This window comes from Duganella sp. CY15W, from assembly GCF_009857555.1.
Lineage (GTDB): Bacteria > Pseudomonadota > Gammaproteobacteria > Burkholderiales > Burkholderiaceae_D > Rugamonas > Rugamonas sacchari.
Genome location: NZ_WWCQ01000001.1, coordinates 1,495,004 through 1,515,153 on the forward strand (window position 1 = coordinate 1,495,004; position 20,150 = coordinate 1,515,153).

Genomic DNA, 20,150 nt, shown 5'->3' on the forward strand with positions numbered 1-20,150 from the left:
GCAGTGTCAGAGGCTAGTAAAAATAGTCAATCAATTCAGAAGCTTATGATTTTTCTGATGATGTGGGCGCAGGTTTGTTGTGGCCACAAAGGCAGTGTTAGTGTTGAACCACGGATGCAGATAAACGCAAACAAGAGCAGTTGGGATTTCAATCAACAAAACAACAAGAGGAAAGAGCATGTTTGATTTGAACCGCAGGAAAACCCTCATCAGTTCTGCCGTTGCCGGGGCGCTGGCCATGCTGGCCGCACCAGGCTACGGACAGGAGGAGGCCAGCAAACCCAAGTCCGCCGATACCATTCAGGAGGTGATGGTGACGGCGACGCGCTACAGCACGTCGCTGCTGAAAACGCCGGTGGCGGTAACGGCCGTAACCCAGGAGGACCTGACGCGCCAGGGTGCGCTCAATGTGAAGTCGCTGTCCGGCGAAGTGCCCAACCTGCAGCTGGGCGGCGCGGTGGACGGCAGCTCCGGGGTACAGATCGCGATTCGCGGCGTATCGAATTCCGACTTCACCGAGATCGGCAACCCGGCGGTGGGCCTGCACGTTGCGGGTATCTATTCGCCGCGTCCGCAGGGCGCGCTGGCGCTGCTGTTTGACCTGGACCGGCTGGAGATTCTGCGCGGCCCGCAAGGTACGCTGTTTGGCCGTAACTCGACCGGCGGCAGCATCAACGTCATTCCGAACAAGCCTGTCATTGGCAGCAAGGAAGGCAGTGTTGAACTGGACCTGGGCAACTACAACCACCGCCAGCTCAGCGTGGTGCAGAACATTCCCGTCACCAGCGACTTCGCGTTGCGCTTCACTGCCATGGGCGTCAAGCGTGACGGCTGGATCAATCAGACGCAGGACAAGTACGACGTCAACATGCCATCGAAAGGCTTCCCGGCGGACGGCATTCCCGACACCGACCAGCGCCTCAACCGAAAACTCGACAAGAGTGACTACTACACCAACCGCAATCAGTGGGCCGCTCGCCTGTCCGGCCTGTGGAAGGTGAACAAAGACCTGCAATGGCTGGTCTCTTATGAGACCTACCAGAACAATGATGCAGGCGATCTGGCGCTCAAGGACTGCGCGCAGGCGGCGGGCACGCCTTACGCGTGCAAAGGCGGTAAATACGACGTTGCCATCAACGTGCCGGGCGTGACCGATATGTCGATCCGTACGCTGCGCTCCAACATTGTGTGGAACCTGAACCAGCAAACCGACATTGAATATAGCTATGCCCACGCGGTACAGCGCCGTTTCCAGCAGCAGGATAGCGATGCCGGTTACCAGAATATCGAAGCGGATGTCAACGCGACCGCAGCGGCCGGCGGCGATCACTGGCCGGTGGTGGACAACGCCACCTACACGCTGGGCTCCCGCTTCGCATCCGACGTGCACGAGCTGCAGCTGCGGCAGAATTTCGGCTCGCTGCGTTATGTAGCTGGCCTGTTCTACATGAAGGAGAAGAACAGCATCGACTTCGGCCAGGACTTCCTGAATCAGGGACCGAGCGGCTATCCGTACGCGAACTTCTACCATCAGCCCGACCGCCGCTCCGAATCCAAGGCAGCGTTTGCGCAATCCGACTGGCAGTTCGTCCCGGCCTGGAATTTCACGGCGGGCGTCCGCATGAGCAAGGACTCGCGGGCCGATAACAACGGCCAGTTCTGGGAAGCGTATGGCAAGGACTACTTCAATGGCATCCTCGATCCCGGCGGTCCGGGTACGCCGGGCTACACGGGCGTCAATTCCAGCCTGCTCAAGCCTGGCATGGGCGCTTACTATGGCAGCAGCGCGTTCCCGGCCGCGTCCTCGATCAGCAACCACGCCGAGTCGTGGAGCAAAACCACCGGCCGCCTGGGCCTGACCTGGCAGATCAATCCGCGCAACATGGTGTACACCTCGCTGTCGACCGGCTACAAGGCGGGTGGTTTCAACGACCGCTTCAATCTGTGCGGCACCGAACTCGATGCCAACGGCAAGCCGTATGATTGCGCCTCCGGTCCGCCGGGACCGCAGTACTCCTTCCTGCCGTACCGCCCGGAGACGGTCACCAATCTGGAATTCGGCTACAAGGGCAAGCTGCTGGATGACCGTCTGACGCTGTCCGCCACGGTGTTCTACAGCCGCTACAAGGACATGCAGGTCACCGGCCAGCATACGGTTGGCCGCAGCAAACGCACCTGCGACGCCGACCATCCGGCTTGCGATGCGGTGATCAGCTGGTGGTCGACGCAGAACGTGGGCCGCGCCGACATCAAGGGCCTGGAGCTGGAAGGGCAGTACCGTCCATGGCGTGATGCGCGCATCAGCTACTCGGCCTCGCTGCTGAGCGCGAAGATTGCGGACTATCCAACCTACAGCGACGACATCGGCTGCACCGCGCGCGCCGCGCAAGGCGTGACGCCATGCCCGGACTACTACACCGGCACCGATCCGTCGCTGGCGCAACTGCGTCCCTACAACGTGGTCGGCAACCACCTGCCGTACTCGCCGCCCAAGACCTTGAACCTGAGCTTCTCGCAAGACTTCTACTTTAACGACGGCTGGTCGCTGTCGCCCTGGATCCAATGGCGCTGGCAGGACAAGATGTATTTCTCGCTGCGTAATCTCGATACGCCGCACCTGTCCGATGCGCAGCAGGCCTATAGCCAGGTGGACGCCTCGCTGCGCCTGAGCGCACCTGGCGGCTCGAAATTCCCATGGCACGCCGAACTGTATGTTCGCAATCTGGGCGACGTACGTGCCAAGACCTGGGCTGGTATCGGCGGCCCGCAGCAGACCTTCACCGTGGCGTCGTACAACGATCCGCGCATGTTCGGCATTCGCCTGGGCACCGAGTGGTAAGCGCCCCGGCAGTCTGATTCAACCCGTGGTAATGCAGCAAGCGGCGGTTCGTATCCGGACCGCCGTGGGGCGAACTCGCCCAGTCGTTCCTGATGAATACTCAACCTGGAGACTTTCGTGATTGCTACCAAAATTGTTTCGTCCCGGCTGCGCACTCTGGCCGCTTCCCTGTCACTGGCCGCGGCCGTACTGAGCGCCGATGCATCCGCCGGCGCTTTCGTACTGGCGTATACCGACGGCCAGCTGACCCAGTCCTACACCAATTTGCAGGCGTATTACGGCAGCCTGTCGGCAGTCGGCCTGGGCTCATCGTATGCGATGCTGGCCAACGGCAGCATCGACAGCAGCGGTGTTACGGCCACCACCAACAGCATCATCACTTTCGCCAAGAGTAAAAGTCTGCCGCTGTATCCCACCGTGTCGGATTACAGCAATTCCTACGGCGGCTTTGACCCGTCGGTAAGCAATGGCTTCCTGGCCACCGCCAGCGGCCGTGCGGCTGCCGTGACCAGCCTGGTCAACCTGGCGGTCAACAATGGCTTTGCCGGTATCGACATCGACCTTGAAGCCGTGCAGCCAGCCATGAAGACGCAGATGTCGTCCTTCATCAGCGCGCTGGCGACGGCGCTGCATAACCAGAACAAAAAACTCATCATCAGCATTCCGCCGATGAGCGGAGACGGCCAGCCGGCTTACCTGGCGGGCTATGACTATGCGGCCATCGGCGCGGCGGTGGACTACTTCCAGCTCATGACGTATGACGAAGTGGGACCAGGCTGGTCTTCCTCCAGCTCCGCTACCTGGCCAGGACCGGAAGTGGGCCTGGACTGGATGCAGGCCAAGCTGAGTTACGCGGTATCGCGCGTGCCGGCGGCCAAGGTGCTGCAAGGTCTGCCGACCTACGGTTACGACTACAGTACGGGCGCTATCGCTTACTGGAAGGGCGCGAACGGCGTCTCTGGCTACAACGACGTCATTGCGGCCCACGGCGCCACCAAAAAACGCGACACGCCATCGGCAACGCCATACGCTACCTGGGGCACCGTGGTGCAGCAGCCGGATGGCACCGGATGGAGTAGCAGCACCAAACAGCCGGTGCTCTGGTATGACGATGCGCAGAGCATTACCGCCAAGGCCGCGCTGGTGAACACCTATGCGCTGGGCGGCACCAGCGTCTGGGCAATGGGCTATGAAGATGGGACTTTCTGGAGTGCGGTGTCGGCAGGGCTGGGAAATGGTGGCGGCGGTACAACAGATGGCAACATTGCTACCTCCGGCAGTGGTTACGTGTGGACCGCTAATACCACTTCGACCGCAAACACCAATAAGGCAGCAGCGGCCGCAGTCAATGACGGCAACACCAGCACCAGCCTGACCCTCAACGGCGCGGGGGAAGGCGGAAACCAGAAATGGCAGGCGGCTGGCGTGACCTTCGCAGCGGCCAAGACCATTTCATCGGCCAAGTTCATTAACGGCGCAATTGACACTTATGGCAACGGCTATTTTGAAGCCGGATTGAGCTTGCAGTACACAAGCAACGGTACGACTTGGGTAGACTCTGGGTGGGCTGTGAGCCCGGCCTACCCGAACAGCGCATCGGCTGGTGGCGTGACCTACACCTTTAGCGGTACCGGCATCAGCGGCGTGACCGGGGTGCGGGTGGCGGGACGCACCGGTGCTTCGTCATGGAGCGGGTCGATCAAGGAGCTGCAGGTGCTGGGCCATTGAATTTATTTTAAGGAGTAATGCATGCGGTGGATGATGGTGGTTTTGCTGTCGGCAGGATTGAACTGGAGTGCGCCTTCGATGGCCGAGGAGTTGTATGCCGCGACTGCGCTGACAGCCGAGCGCAGTTTCACCGCCGGGATAGAAGGCCCGGCGGTGGACGCGGCAGGCAATATCTACGCGGTCAATTTTGGCCGCCAGCAGGCCATCGGCATCGTCACGCCGCAAGGCGCCGGGCGCGTGTTTGCGCTGCTGCCCGGCGCTTCGGTGCCGAACGGTCTGCGGTTTGACCGCCAGGGGGCGCTGTATGTGGCTGACTACGTGGGACACAATGTGTTCCGCATCGCCCCGGGTTCCAGTCTGCCGCAGCTGTATGCCCATGAGGCGAAGATGACGCAGCCAAACGATCTGGCGATGACTGCGGACGGCGTGCTGTATGCCAGCGATCCTGACTGGGAACATAACACTGGCCGCGTGTGGCGCATCGACACGGACGGCAAGGTCAGCCTGGCGGCGGATGGCATGGGCACCACCAACGGCATTGATCTGAGTCCCGACGGCCGCACGCTGTACGTGAACGAGAGCGTGCAAAAGCTGATCTGGGCCTTCACGGTGGGGGCGGATGGCGCGCTGACGGACAAGCGCTTGCTGCACCGTTTTGAGGACTTTGGCATGGATGGCATGCGCGTCGATGTGGACGGCAATCTGTATGTGAGCCGCTTTGGCAAGGGCACGATCGCCAAGCTGTCACCGGACGGCGTGCTGTTGCAGGAAATCCGTCTGCCCGGCGCACGGCCCAGCAATCTGTGTTTCGGCGGCCCGGATGGCCGTACGGTGTATGTGACCGAGGTCGAACACCAGCGGCTGCTGCAATTCCGGGTTGACCGTCCCGGCCTGGAGTGGCAGCGCATACAGGGCCGCCAGTGATCCAGCCGCGCCACGCAGACGGCATGTCGTTGATCGAGCTGCTGGCCGCGATGCTGGTGCTATCGCTGATGACCGTGATGGGATGGCGCGCGCTGGACGGCATACTGGCTTCGCGGGTGGCACTGAACGCGCAGCTGGACGCCATGCGCGGACACCAGCTGGCCTTTGCCCAGCTGGAGGCTGACTGCGCGCAGCTGGTACGAAGCGCGGCGCTGGATGGACAGCCGACGCTGTCCGCCGCGCCGGGACGGCTGGTGATGCTGCGTAGTGTCGTTGTTGACGGCGGTGCCGATCAGATGCAAGTGGTGCTCTATCACACCGACGGCGCTCAGCTGATCCGCAGCACCTCGGCCGCCACGCGCGACATTGAACAGCTGCGAGCTGCCTGGCAGGCGGCGATAGCCGGTGTGGCGCCGCAGGCCGGCGCCGCGCTGGACCAGCAGGTAGCGGCAGTGGAGCTGCAAACCTGGAGCGGCGGCGCATGGCAGCCGGTCGCCGCTGCTGGTGGCGCGAGAATACGTACCCGGCGCGTGGTCAGACCACCGTCGGCAGATGCACCTGGTCTGCAGGTGATACTGCACCCGGCCGGCAGCGTTGCCCCGCTGGTGCGGATGTTCATGCTGGGAGCCGGCTGATGCAGCACGGTGGCAGCCGCCGTCAGCGCGGCATCGCGATGGTCACTGCGTTATTGATTACCACGCTGGCGGTGAGCGCGGTCGCCAGCCTGTTCTGGCATCAGCAGGTTCAGGTCCGCATGATGGAAAACCAGCGCCTGCATGTGCAGACGCAGTGGGTGCAGCGCGCGGGCCTGGACTGGAGCCGGCAGATATTGCGTGACGATGGCCAGCGCTCCCCCGAACTGACCACGCTGGACGGTGTCTGGAATACGCAGCCCGCCGAAATTCGTCTGGACCGCTACTTCGACCGTGATCCGGCCGATGCGGTGGCGGCCAGCATTGCCAGCCGGCTGGTGGATGCGCAGTCGCGCTACAACCTCGCCAACCTGGCCAGCGGCCGCACGCTGAACCTGCCCGAAGTCCGCCTGTACGAGCGCTTGCTGGCCAGTCTGCAACTTGATCCTGCGCTGGCCTTGCGCACTGCGCAGGTCATCGCCGCCAGCCAGCCGGGCGAGGGCAGTGCCAGGCGCCAGGTGGCGCTCAAGCGTATCGATGAATTATCCAGCGTGCCAGGTTATACGCCGCCGGTGCTGGCCGCGCTGGCAGCTTTCATCATTCTGCTGCCTGCGCCTGCCGAACTGAATCTGGAAACGGCGGGGCCGGAACTGCTGGCCGCCGCCACGCGCCTGTCCTTGCCGCAGGCGCGCCAGCTGGCCGAGCGCCGCCGCCAGGCGTATTTCCGCAGCATGGCGGAATTTCGCGCTGCGCTGCCTGATGGCTCGGTGCTGGATGGCGTGCAGGCCGGTTTGCGCAGCGACTATTTTCTGGTCGAGGGCAAGATCCGGCTGGCGCATGCTGAACTGAATACCGTTTCATTGCTTTACCGGCCGCGTGGGAGCGCGACCGCCATTGAGCTGGTCTGGTCCCGCGAGGAATGACTGGCCGGTGTTTTCATTTTACGTTTGAGGTGAGTATGCGTTTACAAGTTGTGGTGTCATGCTGGCTGGGGATGATGGGGGCAGCATATGCCCAGCAGGTCGTGCCGCTGCCGGCACATATGCAGCGCAATGCCGGCGAGTTTGTGCTGACTTCCGCCACGCGCATCGTTGCGGATGGCGCGGCCCGGCAGGAGGCGCAGATGCTGCGCGACTATCTGCGTCCGGCCACGGGCTTTGATCTGCCTCTGGCGACGGCTGGCGGGACCAATGTCATCCAGCTTAAACTGGACAAGAAACTGGCCACGCTGGGCAAGGAGGGCTATCGCCTCGCCAGTGACGTGCACGGGGTCACCATCACTGCGGCAGAACCGGCGGGCCTGTTCTACGGCGTGCAGACGGTGCGCCAGATGCTGCCGGCGGATATCTACCGCAAGGCGCTAGTACAGCGCCGCTGGCAGCTGCCTGCCGTCCGCATCGAGGATCAGCCGCGCTTTGGCTGGCGTGGCAGCCATCTGGACACGGCACGGCACTTCATGCCCAAGAGTTTTGTACTCAAACACATCGAGCTGCTGGCGCAGAACAAGATGAACGTGTTCCACTGGCATCTGACGGACGATCAGGGCTGGCGCATCGAAATCAAGCGCTTCCCGCTGCTGACGCAAGTAGGCGCATGGCGTCGCGAAACCCAGCTGACGCCGCGTCCCGGCGATCCACCGGGCCTGCGTTACGACGGCCAGCCGCATGGCGGCTACTACACGCAAGAGGATATCCGTGAAGTGGTGGCTTATGCGGCGGCCCGCCACATTACCGTGGTGCCGGAGATTGAGATGCCGGGCCACGCGCTGGCGGCGATTGCCGCCTATCCTGAGCTGGGCAATCAGCCGGCGACCCGGCTGGCAGTGGGGCGCGAATGGGGCGTGATCCGGCAAGTGTTCAGCCCTGAAGACAACACCATCCGCTTCCTGCAACAGGTGATGGACGAGGTGCTGACGCTGTTCCCCGGCCAGTACATCCACGTCGGCGGTGACGAGTGCCCCAAGACCGAATGGGCGCAATCCCCTGCGGCGCTGGCGCGCATGAAGACGCTGAAGCTGGTGCCGGCATCTGCCACGCTGGAAAACATCCAGCACTACCAGGACGCGCAAGGCAAGCCTGCCGAGCATCCCGCACTGCACCAGCTGCAAAGCTGGTTCATCGGCCAGATGGACGCTTATCTGGCGCAGCATGGCCGCCGCCTGATCGGCTGGGACGAAATTCTGGAGGGCGGCCTGGCGCCGGGGGCGACGGTCATGAGCTGGCGCGGCGAGGAGGGAGGCCTTAACGCCAGCCGCGCCGGGCACGATGTGGTCATGACGCCCGAGCGCGAAACCTATCTGGATTACGCGCAGATCCCGGCCAGCACAGAGGGCTACCGCGAACCGCCGGGAGCGCGCGCGGTCATCACGCTGGAGCGCATCTATGCCTACGACCCGCTGCCTGCGGCCATGCCGCCGGAACTGGCCGGGCATGTGCTGGGCAGCCAGGCGCAGTTGTGGACCGAATACATGAGCGGGCCGCGCGAGGTGGAGTACATGGCCTGGCCGCGCCTGCTGGCGATGGCGGAAGTGTTATGGACGCCCAAACCACGCAAGGACTACAGCGGCTTCCAGCAGCGCCTGCCGTCGTCGCTGCAGCGTCTGGACGTACAAGACGTCAATTACCGTACTGCTGACGGCCCACGCTGGCCACGCTGAGAGGAGCGCCATGTCGCAAAAGAGTTATCAGATGTTCCTGGCCGTGGTCAGCGGCCTTGCCGGCCTGCTGTACGGAATCGATATCGGCATCATTGATCCGGCGCTGCCTTATTTGAACCGTGCCACCAGCCTGTCGGAAAGCCAGTTGTCGCTGGTGGTGGCGGCGGTGCTGGGCGGCTCGATTCTGGGCTCGGTGGTGGCCGGCGCGCTGGCCGACTGGCTGGGCCGCAAACCCATGATGGTCATGAGCGCGCTGATGTTTGTTGGCAGCGTGGCCGTGATTTATCTGTCGCAGTCCTTTGTGCCGCTGTTGCTGGGCCGCCTGTTGCAGGGCACCAGCGGCGGTGTGATCGCCGTGGTGGTGCCCCTGTACCTGGCCGAATGCCTGCCTGCGACCCAGCGTGGGCGCGGCATGGCGGTATTCCAGTTCATGCTCACAGCCGGGATTGTGCTGGCGGCTTTCGTCGGCAACCATTATCTGGGCAACGCCGAACTGGAAATCCAGGCGGCCGGCAGCGACCAGCTGCGCATCGTCGCGGCGGCTGACCATGCGTGGCGCAGCATGTTCCTGACGGTGATGTATCCGGGCGCCCTGTTTTTCCTGGGCTGCTGCCTGGTATCGGAATCGCCGCGCTGGCTGATACGCCATGGGCGTGCAGAAAAAGCCCGCGCCGCGCTGACACGCCTGCTGCCACCGCCGGCCGCAGCGGCGGAATTTGACGATATCGGCAATGCGCTGGCGGCGGAGCGCGCCCGGCCCAAGACGTCGCCGTTCACGGCGCTGACGGAGATGTTGACTGAACGCCGTTATGTGCTGCCATTCGTCCTGGCCTGCATTATCCTCGGCTGCAACCAGGCGACGGGCATCAATTCGGTGCTGCAGTTCATGTCGACCATTTTGCAAAAAGCCGGACTCGATCCGGTTTCAGCGGCGGGCTATGGCACGCTAATCAAGATCCTCAATTCAGTGATGACGGTGGTGGCGATCGTACTGGTCGAGCGCAAGGGCAGGGTATTCCTGCTGAAGCTGGGGACGGGCGGGATTATTGTGTCGCTATGCCTGCTGGCCGTGCTGTTCTACCGCTTTGAGTCGCAGCGGGTTGACGTGCGCGCCGACGTGGCATCGCTGGTCAAGGACAACCGTCTGGATTTCAACCTGGCGGATGCGCGCTGGGCCGGGCAGGGTGCGGTGCAGCTGAGCATCCTGTATCAATACGGCGACCATCAGCAAGTCGCGGGAGCCTATACGCCGACCGAGGCTTCGCTGGCGGTGCTGGCGCGCGCGAGGGCGGAGGTGCAGGCGCTACCGGCCGCGCAGCGTGCGGTGCTGGAACAGGCGCAGCTGGCCTGGAGTGGACGCGGTGCAGCCGCGGCTGCAGATCAGGCGCAGCAGCTGATTGCCACGCTGCCGCCGGCATCGCGTGACGCGCTGAATGCGGCACGGCGCGTGTATGCGGCGCAGCATGTACAGGTGCAGGCCGCCGGCCCTGCTGCGGAACGGCTGCCGCTGCAGATCGTCCGCGCCAGCGTCGGCCCCACACCCAGCCGCGCGACCGGCTTGCTGGCGGCGCTGTGCATCGGCGGCTTTATCGCTTTCTTCTCGATCGGGCCTGGCGTATGCGTGTGGCTGGCGCTGTCCGAACTGATGCCGACACGGATACGTTCGGTCGGCATGGGTGTGGCGCTATTGATTAACCAGGGCACGGGAACACTGATCGCCGGCGCCTTCCTGCCGATTGTCGGCAATTACGGCTTCCACGTCATGTTCCTGTTCTGGACCGCTTGCACCGTAGTGTACTTCGTGACATCGGCCTTCTTCCTGCCCGAAACCAAGGGCAAATCGCTGGAAGAAATCGAGCAGCTGTTTGCGCGGCCGGGGAAGACGTAGCACTACTTCTGCCGCTGGAGCGCAGAAATGCGCTCGGCTTGCTCGAAGACGCTGCGGGCAGTCAGGTTGATGCCCGATACCGGCAAGCCGGCGGCCCGCAGCGCGCCAACCAGCCATGAATTGCAGTTGTTGAACATGCTGTAATTGCCGGTGGCCTTGTAGAACAGGTTCAGATTCACCACCTGCTTGCCGAGGTAAACCGGTTTGCCGTCCGCATCGGCGGCAATGCTGCGGTCAACGTAGGCGACCAGTTGCGCATAGCCGCTTTCCGTGACCGCCAGCGCGACGCTGTCTCCGGCGGCCACGCCCAGTGGTGGATTGGTCTCGCGGCCGCCTACCTGCAACGCCGGATAGTCGGACGCCACCAGCGCCTTGACGGCCTGCCCCATGCTGGGGTGGTCTTCGACAAAATACTCGCCATCGCCCCAGCCGACCAGCATGTACTTGTGGTCCTTGAAATCGTGCCCCAATTTGGTGCTGCGGGCCAGGAAGGACGGGCCGTCAAACAGCAGCGCGGTATGCCAGCCATACTGCACCACATGTACGGTGTACGGCGTTTTTTCTGCCGGCAGGTCAGACCGGCTTGGGGTACCGGCACAGCCGGTCAGGAATAAGGTGAAGACGAAGAGGAAGCACTGCTGGATTGATTGCATCAAGAAAAACGGCCGAAGGTCAGAAATACCCACGCTACCACAATCACTGCCATGCCGGCCAGTGTCATACATGACCAGGTGAAGAAGTAGGCCGACAGCATGGTGGCCTGCAAACCGCGCTCAAACAGGAACCCCAGTCCGAAGTCGAACGTGGCCAGCACGCTCCAGCGGCGCAGGTAGACCGGCAGGTAGCGGCTCATGTATTTGTTGTGCTGCAGCGCCGCGTGGCGCTCAAACCGGTTGCGCGCCGCATTGACATCGCGGAATAGCCAGTCGAAGAAGATGAACCGGTAGAGCAGGGTACGGAACGGTATGGCCGGCGGCTCTGGCGTTTGATTCTCTTGATTGGGCTTCAATATTTCCGTCATCTCGAGCTCTCCCGCTGGTTTGTGGGCCGCCATCCTGTTGTTCAGGATATACGCAACGGCGGCCAGCCTCAAGCGAATGTGGAGGCTGGCGTTGCCTACTTAACGCCAGTCGGCATTTCCTATCCAGCGCAGCGCGCTCAGCGACGGCATGAACAGGTACTCACCGCCGCGCAGGCGGTTGAAGGTGTTCACGCCGTCGATCCGGCGGCGCACCGGCGTTTCCGGGATGGTGAAACTGCCTGGCGGCTCCTGCAGCCCCACGAGCGGGTCGCGCTCCTCGCCCAGGTCGATGAAATTGCCGCGGTTGATCCATTCCTGCTGGAAGAATTCCATGGTGTCGTAGGCACGGGCGCTGATGAAAATGAAAAATATGCCGCTGTCGCCCTTGTCATCTTGCGCCGTCAGGCTGCGCTGCCATTTGGGACCGAAGGTCGAGGAACGGCGAATAATCCGGTGGATATTGATGTCGGTGAGGATGGTCAGCTGGCTGTCACGCGGATTCAGGCGCCGCATATGCGCGGCGTGTGGACACAGCAGGCCGCGCGGGTCCTTGGAAAAATCGAAATCGTTATTCCGGCCGGGATCTGCGCCGAGGGCGGCATCGTCGTGGTCCGGCGACATCACCAGCGGCGCGCCGCTGCGCCAGCGTCCGACCATTTTGGCGGCCAATAATTCTTCATCGGCCTCGCTGCCGGCCTGGTTGCGGATGAAGTCATTGAAGGCGCCGACCTGGCTTTGATACTTGCGCAGCACCACAAAAGAGCCGTTCCGGCCGAGCTCGGGTGGATCAGGCATGGCCACCGGCGCGCCGGTTTCGCTGTTTTCACCCAGGATGAACTCGCCGGCGGCGATGGCGCGTTCCTGTCCCGGCGTGGGCGCGATGCCGCTGCCGGCGATGGACGGCTGCGAAATGGAGTCGCGGAAGCCAAACGGATTCTTGGCATCGGCGTCGGCGCCGAAAGCGTGTTGCGCCACCAGCGTGACGCCGTGCGAGTGGCCCAGTTCGTCCATGGCCTTGGCTTTTGCCACGTCCAGCGCGGCCTGGTCGCGCGCATAAATCGTCAGCGCCAGGTGGCAGGTGCCCGGCTGGAATGCCGGGTCCCAGTGTTCTGATGCGTTGCTGCCGACATCGCGCAGCTGCTCGGAACGCTGCGCCATGCCTTGTTGGAACGGCAGCGGGAAGCTGTCCAGCGAAGCCTGCGGCACTTCCAGCGCCTTCAGACCCTGGAAGCTTAGCGCCATGCCCATCCAGGCATCGCGGTCATCGGTCCAGCCGGCGGCTGATGGAATGTGTTCCGCCATGCGGCGTATCAGATCGCGTCCGCCCGCTGCATCGTCGATATGCAGCATGGCATGCAGGCCGACATAGGGTTCCGGGCGGGAGCGCAGGATCAGGGCCTGGATATCATCCAGCGCCAGTGTGACGTGTTCGCGCTTGAAGCGCGCTGTGAGATCGGTGAGGAAGGCCATATCAGTAATCCACTCCTTCCGGCTGGGACAAGGCGGTACTCAACTGATTGAGTGCCTGGCGGGTGGCTTCGTCCTGCGGCGGCTGGCGCGACATCTGGTCGAGGAAGGCGTTGAGCGCCTTGTCCATGCGCTGGAAGCGGCGGGTGTCCACCACCGTGACCTGCGGATTGGCGACAAACCAGCCCGCTGCGTCGATCTGATGGCCGGCGATGAAGTCCTTTACTGCCGGGCTGTCGATGCCAGGCCAGCCCTCGATATTGGCAAACAGCAGATCCATCAATTCCGGAATCTTGGTGGCGAAGTCGTTGATGTAGCTGTCCCAGTCGCCATCGTAGGTGGTGGCGAACAGGATGCGCGTATCGTTGTCAAAGAACACGAAGCGCATGTCGTGCAGTGTGGAGACCCGCTGCGCGCCATCCATATTGCCGTTGGTCAGATCGAAAATCCGCCGCAGGCGCTCGGCGCCGCCAGGCTTGAGCGGCGCGATGGCCGTGAGTTCGGAGACGTTGCCGGACTGCTTGCCGGCGCGCCCGGCGGAGCTGGCGCTGCCCTTGAGGTCCGGGTTATGTTTGCGCACCAGGGCTTCCAGCGCGATTTTCGCCAGGTGGGGCGCATCATGGGCGACCGCGTCGATCTTGCGGCGGATGGCTTGCAGGGCCGATTCGTCGGCCAGGCGTGGGTCGGTGCTGTGGTCAGTCATGGGGGTGTCCTTTCAATCGGGAATATCGGAAGCCTGGCCCGGCTCAACGCGCGGCTGCGCGTTCATCGCATGGCGGAAGGCAGTGGAGCGTTCGTAGGCAAATCGGCGGATACGCATGATGCCGCCAAGCGGCTGGTGCGCAGCGATGCCGTTCCATGGGTTGAACGACAGGACGTCGTCACCATAGACCTGGCGCGCCGGATGGGCGGTGGACTGCGGCGCGAAGCGCAGCGTGGCAAGCGGGCGGTGCGGGGAGGTCTGCTCCGGCCAAGTGACGGCGGCATCTTCCACCGGCATGCTGGCCAGGTCGGTGCATAGCTGGGCCGACAGCGTGTACTCGGCGCCATGCTGGGCAAAATGCGCTGCGACCACATCGCGCATGCCTGCGTAGGCGATGTCGTCCACCGGCTGGCCGGTCAATTGGCGTACGCTGGCCGAGCTGGGATGCAGTGCCAGCTTGGCGATGTAGTCGCCGAAGCGGATGGCGGCCTGGGTATGGTAGGTCTCGCCCAGCGGATGGTGGTTGTCGCGCGCGAGTCCGTCCAGGGTGGCGCCCGGCGTACCGCCCAATGCTTCGACCACCTGCTTGGCGCCGTGGGCGGTACCGGCCACCAGGCGCTGGAAGGTGTCAGGCGCATGGGCATTGGCCTCCAGCAGCGTCAGCATGCGTTTGTATTTGGCGATGGTGCCGAAGGCGAGGGCAGGGAAGTTCACCATCAGGAAGTCCTGGTTGTGGCCAGCGATATCGGGCGTCAGCCGCTCACCTTCGACGCCGATGATCTTCAGCGCAAAGCCGCGCGCTGCCGGGATGGCATCGGAATGGATATCACCCGGCGCCGACGACAGCCTGGCGACCACGTCGTAGGTGCGCGGCTGGGCGAACAGGCCCTGGCGTAATTCGTCGGGCAAATCGGCATGCACCGTGAGCTGCCCTTTGAGCAGACCGTTCGACTTGGCATGGGCATCGCGCAGTGCATGGCGGTGGCGTTCGAAGGCGCAGCGTGAGGTGGCGCCCATCTGTTCAACGATCTGGTTGATGAGCGTGCGCTCTTCTTCATCGATGACTTCAATGTCTGGTGTGTAAAGTATGGGGCTCACAATTTCCTCGGTAGTTGGGATTGAAAACGCACGATGGTGCTTTTTTTGTTTAAAAAAATGGCCTTGCTTTAGCCGGACATGGCGTACTGGCGGCAATGCTCCAGATAGCCCGCCTCGTGGCTGGCGACCAGTTGCACCACGCTTTGCCACAGCCATTCCGGCGTGCCGGTGATCTTGCCGGGATTGGCCATCAACTCCTGCAGCCATTGGGCGCGGACGCCACTGTCCATTTGCGCGGCGTGGGCGCGGCCGACCACGTAGGCCAGGTAGCTTGCGGTGCGTACCGCGTCATGGATCTCGAGATGTTCAATTTCCAGTTTCAGGTCTTGCGGCATCAGCTGGCGCACGAATACGCCGCGCTCCATGAAGCGGCGCGCCACCATGCGCTGCCCCAGCGAAGGCGACAGGTGGCTGGCGCCTTCAACCACACGCCGGGCGTTATCGCGCGGCATGCTGATGCGGCGGTAGCGCGGACTGGTGGCCGCCACCGCTTCCTTGATGTCGACCAGACAGTGCGCGCCATTGAAATCCACCAGTACCGCGTAGCGCAGCAGGCCTAGCGAGCTGCAACCCTTGACCCAGTAGGCGGCGTCCAGCACGGTGGCTTGCGGCGCGTCGGCCTCGCCGGCGGCACGGCTGCCGGTGATGTGCTCCATGACGAGCGGGTCGGCAAACAGCTCTGCGATGGCGGCGCGTTCCGCCTCGCTCAGGGGCCAGAAGTTCTTGCCGAGCGGGATGGTCTGGCGCACGTCGATGGCGCGCTCCCGGGCCAGCATGCGCCATGAACGCTGCTGGGCGTGGCGCAGCGCGGACTTGACCACGCCAGGCTTGGCAACCAGGCCATCGTGGCCAGGATAAAACGCCCGCTGGTATCCGAGCAGCATGTGCTGTAGCATATGCGCTGTGACCACGCCCGGCAGCGACGAGCCCCGTGCCGCTGTTGCCAGGGACAGGCCAAGCCGTATCAGATCATGGGTGGGGTTGCCGATGGTGGTCTGGTCGAAGTCGCGTAATTCGAGTTGCACCTTGCCGTCGAAATCGGCCACTGGCCCCAGATTGCCCACGTGGCAGTCGCCGCAGATCCAGATCGCCGGCCCGCGCGGCAGCCGTTGTCCGGCCAGCGAGTGCAGCCAGTCGTAATACTGTGCGGTATTGCCCCGTACATAGGCGTGCGGCGACCTGGCCATTTTGGCGTCGCGTCGCCGTAGTAACAAAGGGCGCCGTTGTTCCGGGGAGGGCAGGGTAGATGGCCTGGAGGAGTATGTTGGTGTTTTTGCCATGAACACGATTCTGCCCGGACTTCGCCGGCGTCACTGTGCGTAGCCCAACAGTAGAGCTCAAGTGCTTTTGTGCATCGAATGTGGCAAAAACTGCGGTGGCGTCTCCTATTATATGTCTTATATAAGAGTTGTTGATGTACAATAGCGCTCAGAACAGGCGGTCGCTCATTGCCTGCCCTGCAATCAACCTGACGAGATCTCTTATGTTAGCTGCTTATCGTGACCACGTTGCCGAACGTGCATCCCTTGGTATTCCTCCGCTGCCGCTGTCCGCAGCCCAGACCACCGACCTGGTGGAACTGCTGAAGAACCCACCTGCCGGTGAAGAACAATTCCTGGTCGATCTGATCACCAACCGCGTACCTGCGGGCGTGGACGATGCCGCCAAGGTCAAGTCCGCCTTCCTGACCGCCGTTGCCAAGGGCACCGAAACTTCGCCGCTGATTTCGCGCGAACTGGCGACCCAGCTGCTGGGCACCATGCTGGGCGGCTTCAACATCAAGCCGATGATCGATCTGCTGGACGACGCGGTGGTCGGCGACGTTGCTGCTGAAGGCCTGAAGAAAACCCTGCTGATGTTCGACTACTTCCACGACGTCAAGGAACTGGCCGACAAAGGCAGTGCGCGCGCCAAGGGCGTGCTGCAATCGTGGGCGGATGCCGAGTGGTTCACCTCGCGTCCGGAAGTGCCACAAAGCCTGACCCTGACCGTGTTCAAGGTTTCCGGCGAAACCAATACCGACGATCTGTCGCCAGCACCTGACGCCACCACCCGTCCTGACATTCCGATGCACGCACTGGCGATGCTGAAAAATCCACGCCCAGGCATCAATCCTGAAGAGCCAGGCAGGGTCGGTCCGCTGAAGCAGCTGGAAGCGCTGAAAGCCAAGGGCAACCTGGTGGCCTACGTTGGCGACGTGGTCGGTACCGGTTCGTCGCGTAAATCCGCGACCAACTCGGTGCTGTGGTTCACCGGCGAAGACATTCCATTCATTCCGAACAAGCGTTTCGGTGGCGTCTGCCTGGGCACCAAGATCGCTCCTATCTTCTACAACACCATGGAAGATGCAGGCGCACTGCCGATCGAGCTGGATGTGACCCAAATGGAAATGGGCGACGTCATCGAACTGCGTCCATACGAAGGCAAGGCCCTGAAGAACGGCGTTGTCATTGCCGAGTTCAAGGTGAAATCCGACGTGCTGTTCGACGAAGTCCGTGCCGGTGGCCGTATTCCGCTGATTATCGGCCGTGGCCTGACCACCAAGGCGCGCGAAACGCTGGGCCTGCCAGCATCGACACTGTTCCGCCTGCCACAGAACCCGGCCGACACCGGCAAGGGCTACTCGCTGGCGCAGAAAATGGTTGGCCGTGCTTGCGGCATGCCAGAAGGCCAGGGCATCCGTCCAGGCACCTACTGCGAACCGAAGATGACCACGGTGGGTTCGCAAGACACCACCGGCCCGATGACCCGCGACGAGCTGAAAGACCTGGCTTGCCTGGGCTTCTCGGCGGACCTGGTGATGCAGTCGTTCTGCCACACTGCGGCGTATCCAAAAATCGTCGACGTGAAGATGCACCGCGAACTGCCAACCTTCATTGAAAACCGTGGCGGCGTGGCCCTGCGTCCAGGCGACGGCGTGATCCACTCGTGGCTGAACCGTCTGCTGATGCCGGACACCGTCGGCACCGGCGGCGACTCGCACACCCGTTTCCCTATCGGTATCTCGTTCCCGGCAGGTTCCGGCCTGGTGGCGTTTGCCGCCGCCACCGGCGTCATGCCGCTGGATATGCCGGAGTCGGTACTGGTACGTTTCAAAGGCGAAATGCAGCCAGGCGTGACCCTGCGTGACCTGGTCAACGCGATTCCGCTGTACGCGATCCAGCAAGGCCTGCTGACCGTGGATAAAAAAGGCAAGAAGAACATCTTCTCCGGCCGTATCCTGGAAATCGAAGGTCTGCCGAAACTGAAAGTGGAACAGGCATTCGAACTGTCCGACGCGTCGGCAGAGCGTTCGGCTGCTGGTTGCACCGTGCACCTGGATAAAGAGCCGATCATCGAGTACATGACCTCGAACATCACGCTGATGAAGTGGATGATCGCCAATAACTACCAGGACAAGCGCACGCTGGAACGCCGTATCAAGGCCATGGAAGCATGGCTGGCCAACCCGAACCTGCTGTCGCCGGATGCGGACGCCGAGTACGCAGCCGTCATCGAAATCGATCTGGCCGACATCCACGAGCCTATCGTCGCCTGCCCGAACGATCCGGACGACGTCAAGACCCTGGCTGACGTGGCCGGCGACAAGATCGACGACGTGTTCGTTGGTTCGTGCATGACCAACATCGGTCACTTCCGCGCGGCGTCCAAAGTCCTGGAAGGAAAATCGGATATCCCGGTGCGTCTGTGGATCGCACCGCCGACCAAGATGGATGCGCAACAGCTGACCGCCGAAGGCCACTACGGCACGCTGGGCCGCACCGGCGCCCGCATGGAAATGCCGGGCTGCTCGCTGTGCATGGGTAACCAGGCGCAGATCCGCAAGGGCGCTACCGTGATGTCGACCTCGACCCGTAACTTCCCGAACCGTCTGGGTCTGGAAACCAATGTGTACCTGGGTTCCGCCGAACTGGCAGCGGTGTGCTCGGCTCTGGGCCGCATCCCGACCAAGGAAGAGTACATGTCGCACATCGGCGTGATCGACCAGAACGCTGACAAGATCTATCGCTACATGAACTTCGACCAGATCGAAGAGTTCCGCGCTGTCGCCGATACGGTCAAGGTCTAATCCGGTCTTCCGGCTATCGCCCAAAAGCCCCTGAGCAATCAGGGGTTTTTTTTCGACTATCAAAAAGATATCCATTGGCTGTACAAGGATGGGGGCGGACCGCTGCGGCTTTTCCCTGGCAAAGCCCGTGGTGACGGGGCCTGCGCCCTTCTTTGTACGCAACAGTATTTTCCTCACACCCTGCAAAAAAAGACACATTGCAAAAAAGGCTAGCATCTGCGAGAATCAGTAAACGCGAATCATTATCATTCAAACTCTCACATATGCCCATGCCCATGACCACTGCTGTCGACATCCGTCAGCTCTTTATTGCATCCCGCACCCAATTGCGCGATGCAGCCGCGCGCATCCTGGGTTGCCGCCAGCGCGCCGAGGATGTTGTGCAGGATGCGTATGTCAAGCTGGCCGACGGTATCGAAGAGCTGCATATTCTGAATCCTGGGGCCTACCTGTTTCAGCTGGTGCGTAACCTGGCCATCGACCGTCATCGCCGCGCCGCTTTCGAGCAGCAGGTGTTTTCGCCGGGCGAGGAAGACTTGCAGCCCGGTTCGAACGTCACGCCGGAAGTGCAGGCCATCCATACCCAAGAGCTGGTCCGTGTGGCGCGTGCGCTCGACAAACTGCCGGAACGCACCCGCGCCGCATTCGAGCTGCACCGGCTGGCCGGCAAAACCCAGCGCGAGGTGGCGGCCCACCTTGGCATCTCCACCACGCTGGTGAACTTTATGATCCGCGATGCGATGGAATGCTGCCGCGATGCCTTGCGGGCGGCCTGATAACGCCAGTTGATATAATGTGCCGACGGCGTCAATGACGATGTCGTGCATCTCATATCGGCAAGGCCATGACGACAAATACAAACGCTGACCAGCATTGGCAAAGCGCCCTCGATTGGATACAACGCGAGCACGAAAATGCGCTCGATGAAGCTGCGCTGGCCGAACTGGCGGCGTGGCTGAAAGCCTCCCCCGATCACCTCAAGGCATATGAAGAAGCGCGCCGCGTCTGGCTTGCGGCGGGCCTTGTGCCGCCTGCGGACAGGCAGGCCTGAACTGGCGCGCTGCAGCCGTTTTTTCCTTACCCATCGCAGTAAATTTCGCTTTGCCTCATGCGTCATAGGGGAGA

At 62.5% G+C, this 20,150-nt stretch carries 16 protein-coding genes; 10 read left to right on the forward strand and 6 right to left on the reverse strand.

What is annotated here, in order from left to right:
* The first annotated feature begins 178 nt into the window (after positions 1-178).
* From GTP58_RS06745 to GTP58_RS31265, 7 genes are all read left to right on the forward strand, one after another.
* Positions 179-2,839, forward strand: a complete 2,661-nt coding sequence (locus GTP58_RS06745; protein WP_072782485.1) for a TonB-dependent receptor — start codon at positions 179-181, stop codon at positions 2,837-2,839.
* A gap of 117 nt (positions 2,840-2,956) precedes the next feature.
* The gene (locus GTP58_RS06750; RefSeq protein ID WP_161076763.1) at positions 2,957-4,567 is read left to right on the forward strand and encodes a glycosyl hydrolase family 18 protein; all 1,611 of its coding nucleotides are present in this window, start codon (positions 2,957-2,959) and stop codon (positions 4,565-4,567) included.
* 21 nt (positions 4,568-4,588) lie between these two features.
* Positions 4,589-5,491, forward strand: coding sequence for an SMP-30/gluconolactonase/LRE family protein (locus GTP58_RS06755; protein WP_161076764.1), 903 nt, complete (start codon positions 4,589-4,591; stop codon positions 5,489-5,491).
* A 23-nt stretch (positions 5,492-5,514) separates the two neighbouring features.
* A complete protein-coding gene (locus GTP58_RS06760) occupies positions 5,515-6,126 on the forward strand; it encodes a type II secretion system protein J (protein WP_161076765.1) in 612 nt (203 codons plus the stop codon).
* Complete coding sequence (gene gspK / locus GTP58_RS06765; protein WP_161076766.1) at positions 6,126-7,046, forward strand: type II secretion system minor pseudopilin GspK; 921 nt, start codon at positions 6,126-6,128, stop codon at positions 7,044-7,046. Before GTP58_RS06760 ends, gspK begins: the two co-directional genes overlap by 1 nt.
* A gap of 35 nt (positions 7,047-7,081) precedes the next feature.
* Complete coding sequence (locus GTP58_RS06770) at positions 7,082-8,779, forward strand: beta-N-acetylhexosaminidase (protein WP_202413490.1); 1,698 nt, start codon at positions 7,082-7,084, stop codon at positions 8,777-8,779.
* A 10-nt stretch (positions 8,780-8,789) separates the two neighbouring features.
* A complete protein-coding gene (locus tag GTP58_RS31265; protein WP_161076767.1) occupies positions 8,790-10,667 on the forward strand; it encodes an MFS transporter in 1,878 nt (625 codons plus the stop codon).
* A gap of 2 nt (positions 10,668-10,669) precedes the next feature.
* Here the strand turns inward: GTP58_RS31265 and GTP58_RS06780 are convergent, their stop codons facing one another.
* From GTP58_RS06780 to GTP58_RS06805, 6 genes are all read right to left on the reverse strand, one after another.
* Positions 10,670-11,320 carry a DUF2459 domain-containing protein gene (locus GTP58_RS06780; protein WP_229215505.1) on the reverse strand — a complete coding sequence of 217 codons (651 nt, stop codon included), beginning with the start codon at positions 11,318-11,320 and terminating at the stop codon, positions 10,670-10,672.
* Entirely contained in the window at positions 11,320-11,688 is a 369-nt protein-coding gene (locus GTP58_RS06785; RefSeq protein ID WP_161076769.1) for a hypothetical protein, read from the reverse strand. Before GTP58_RS06785 ends, GTP58_RS06780 begins: the two co-directional genes overlap by 1 nt.
* Positions 11,689-11,787: 99 nt before the next feature.
* Positions 11,788-13,158: a Dyp-type peroxidase gene (locus GTP58_RS06790; protein ID WP_161076770.1), complete on the reverse strand. Its 1,371-nt coding sequence runs from the start codon at positions 13,156-13,158 to the stop codon at positions 11,788-11,790.
* A 1-nt stretch (position 13,159) separates the two neighbouring features.
* Positions 13,160-13,858 carry a hypothetical protein gene (locus GTP58_RS06795; RefSeq protein ID WP_161076771.1) on the reverse strand — a complete coding sequence of 233 codons (699 nt, stop codon included), beginning with the start codon at positions 13,856-13,858 and terminating at the stop codon, positions 13,160-13,162.
* A 12-nt stretch (positions 13,859-13,870) separates the two neighbouring features.
* Positions 13,871-14,956 (reverse strand): catalase family protein, encoded by a 1,086-nt coding sequence (locus tag GTP58_RS06800; RefSeq protein WP_229215440.1) that lies wholly within the window; start codon positions 14,954-14,956, stop codon positions 13,871-13,873.
* A 68-nt stretch (positions 14,957-15,024) separates the two neighbouring features.
* Entirely contained in the window at positions 15,025-16,236 is a 1,212-nt protein-coding gene (locus GTP58_RS06805; RefSeq protein WP_161076772.1) for a DUF2252 family protein, read from the reverse strand.
* Between the two features lie 203 nt (positions 16,237-16,439).
* Here GTP58_RS06805 and GTP58_RS06810 point away from each other — a divergent pair, with 203 nt between their 5' ends.
* From GTP58_RS06810 to GTP58_RS06820, 3 genes are all read left to right on the forward strand, one after another.
* A complete protein-coding gene (locus GTP58_RS06810; RefSeq protein WP_161076773.1) occupies positions 16,440-19,025 on the forward strand; it encodes a bifunctional aconitate hydratase 2/2-methylisocitrate dehydratase in 2,586 nt (861 codons plus the stop codon).
* 275 nt (positions 19,026-19,300) lie between these two features.
* On the forward strand, positions 19,301-19,801 hold the full coding sequence (locus tag GTP58_RS06815) for an RNA polymerase factor sigma-70 (RefSeq protein WP_072782459.1): 501 nt from the start codon (positions 19,301-19,303) through the stop codon (positions 19,799-19,801).
* 68 nt (positions 19,802-19,869) lie between these two features.
* Positions 19,870-20,076, forward strand: a complete 207-nt coding sequence (locus GTP58_RS06820; protein ID WP_072782456.1) for a DUF4880 domain-containing protein — start codon at positions 19,870-19,872, stop codon at positions 20,074-20,076.
* The last annotated feature ends 74 nt before the right edge of the window (positions 20,077-20,150 follow it).

Excerpts from the sequence above, each read along its gene's own strand:
- GTP58_RS06810 (WP_161076773.1), top strand. The coding sequence starts at position 16,440 with ATGTTAGCTGCTTATCGTGACCACGTTGCCGAACGTGCATCCCTTGGT.
- GTP58_RS06770 (WP_202413490.1), top strand. The coding sequence starts at position 7,082 with ATGCGTTTACAAGTTGTGGTGTCATGCTGGCTGGGGATGATGGGGGCA.
- GTP58_RS06780 (WP_229215505.1), bottom strand. The coding sequence starts at position 11,320 with ATGCAATCAATCCAGCAGTGCTTCCTCTTCGTCTTCACCTTATTCCTG.
- GTP58_RS06755 (WP_161076764.1), top strand. The coding sequence starts at position 4,589 with ATGCGGTGGATGATGGTGGTTTTGCTGTCGGCAGGATTGAACTGGAGT.
- GTP58_RS06760 (WP_161076765.1), top strand. The coding sequence starts at position 5,515 with ATGTCGTTGATCGAGCTGCTGGCCGCGATGCTGGTGCTATCGCTGATG.
- GTP58_RS06745 (WP_072782485.1), top strand. The coding sequence starts at position 179 with ATGTTTGATTTGAACCGCAGGAAAACCCTCATCAGTTCTGCCGTTGCC.
- GTP58_RS06815 (WP_072782459.1), top strand. The coding sequence starts at position 19,301 with ATGACCACTGCTGTCGACATCCGTCAGCTCTTTATTGCATCCCGCACC.
- GTP58_RS06820 (WP_072782456.1), top strand. The coding sequence starts at position 19,870 with ATGACGACAAATACAAACGCTGACCAGCATTGGCAAAGCGCCCTCGAT.
- GTP58_RS06805 (WP_161076772.1), bottom strand. The coding sequence starts at position 16,236 with ATGGCAAAAACACCAACATACTCCTCCAGGCCATCTACCCTGCCCTCC.
- gspK (WP_161076766.1), top strand. The coding sequence starts at position 6,126 with ATGCAGCACGGTGGCAGCCGCCGTCAGCGCGGCATCGCGATGGTCACT.
- GTP58_RS06785 (WP_161076769.1), bottom strand. The coding sequence starts at position 11,688 with ATGACGGAAATATTGAAGCCCAATCAAGAGAATCAAACGCCAGAGCCG.
- GTP58_RS06790 (WP_161076770.1), bottom strand. The coding sequence starts at position 13,158 with ATGGCCTTCCTCACCGATCTCACAGCGCGCTTCAAGCGCGAACACGTC.
- GTP58_RS31265 (WP_161076767.1), top strand. The coding sequence starts at position 8,790 with ATGTCGCAAAAGAGTTATCAGATGTTCCTGGCCGTGGTCAGCGGCCTT.
- GTP58_RS06795 (WP_161076771.1), bottom strand. The coding sequence starts at position 13,858 with ATGACTGACCACAGCACCGACCCACGCCTGGCCGACGAATCGGCCCTG.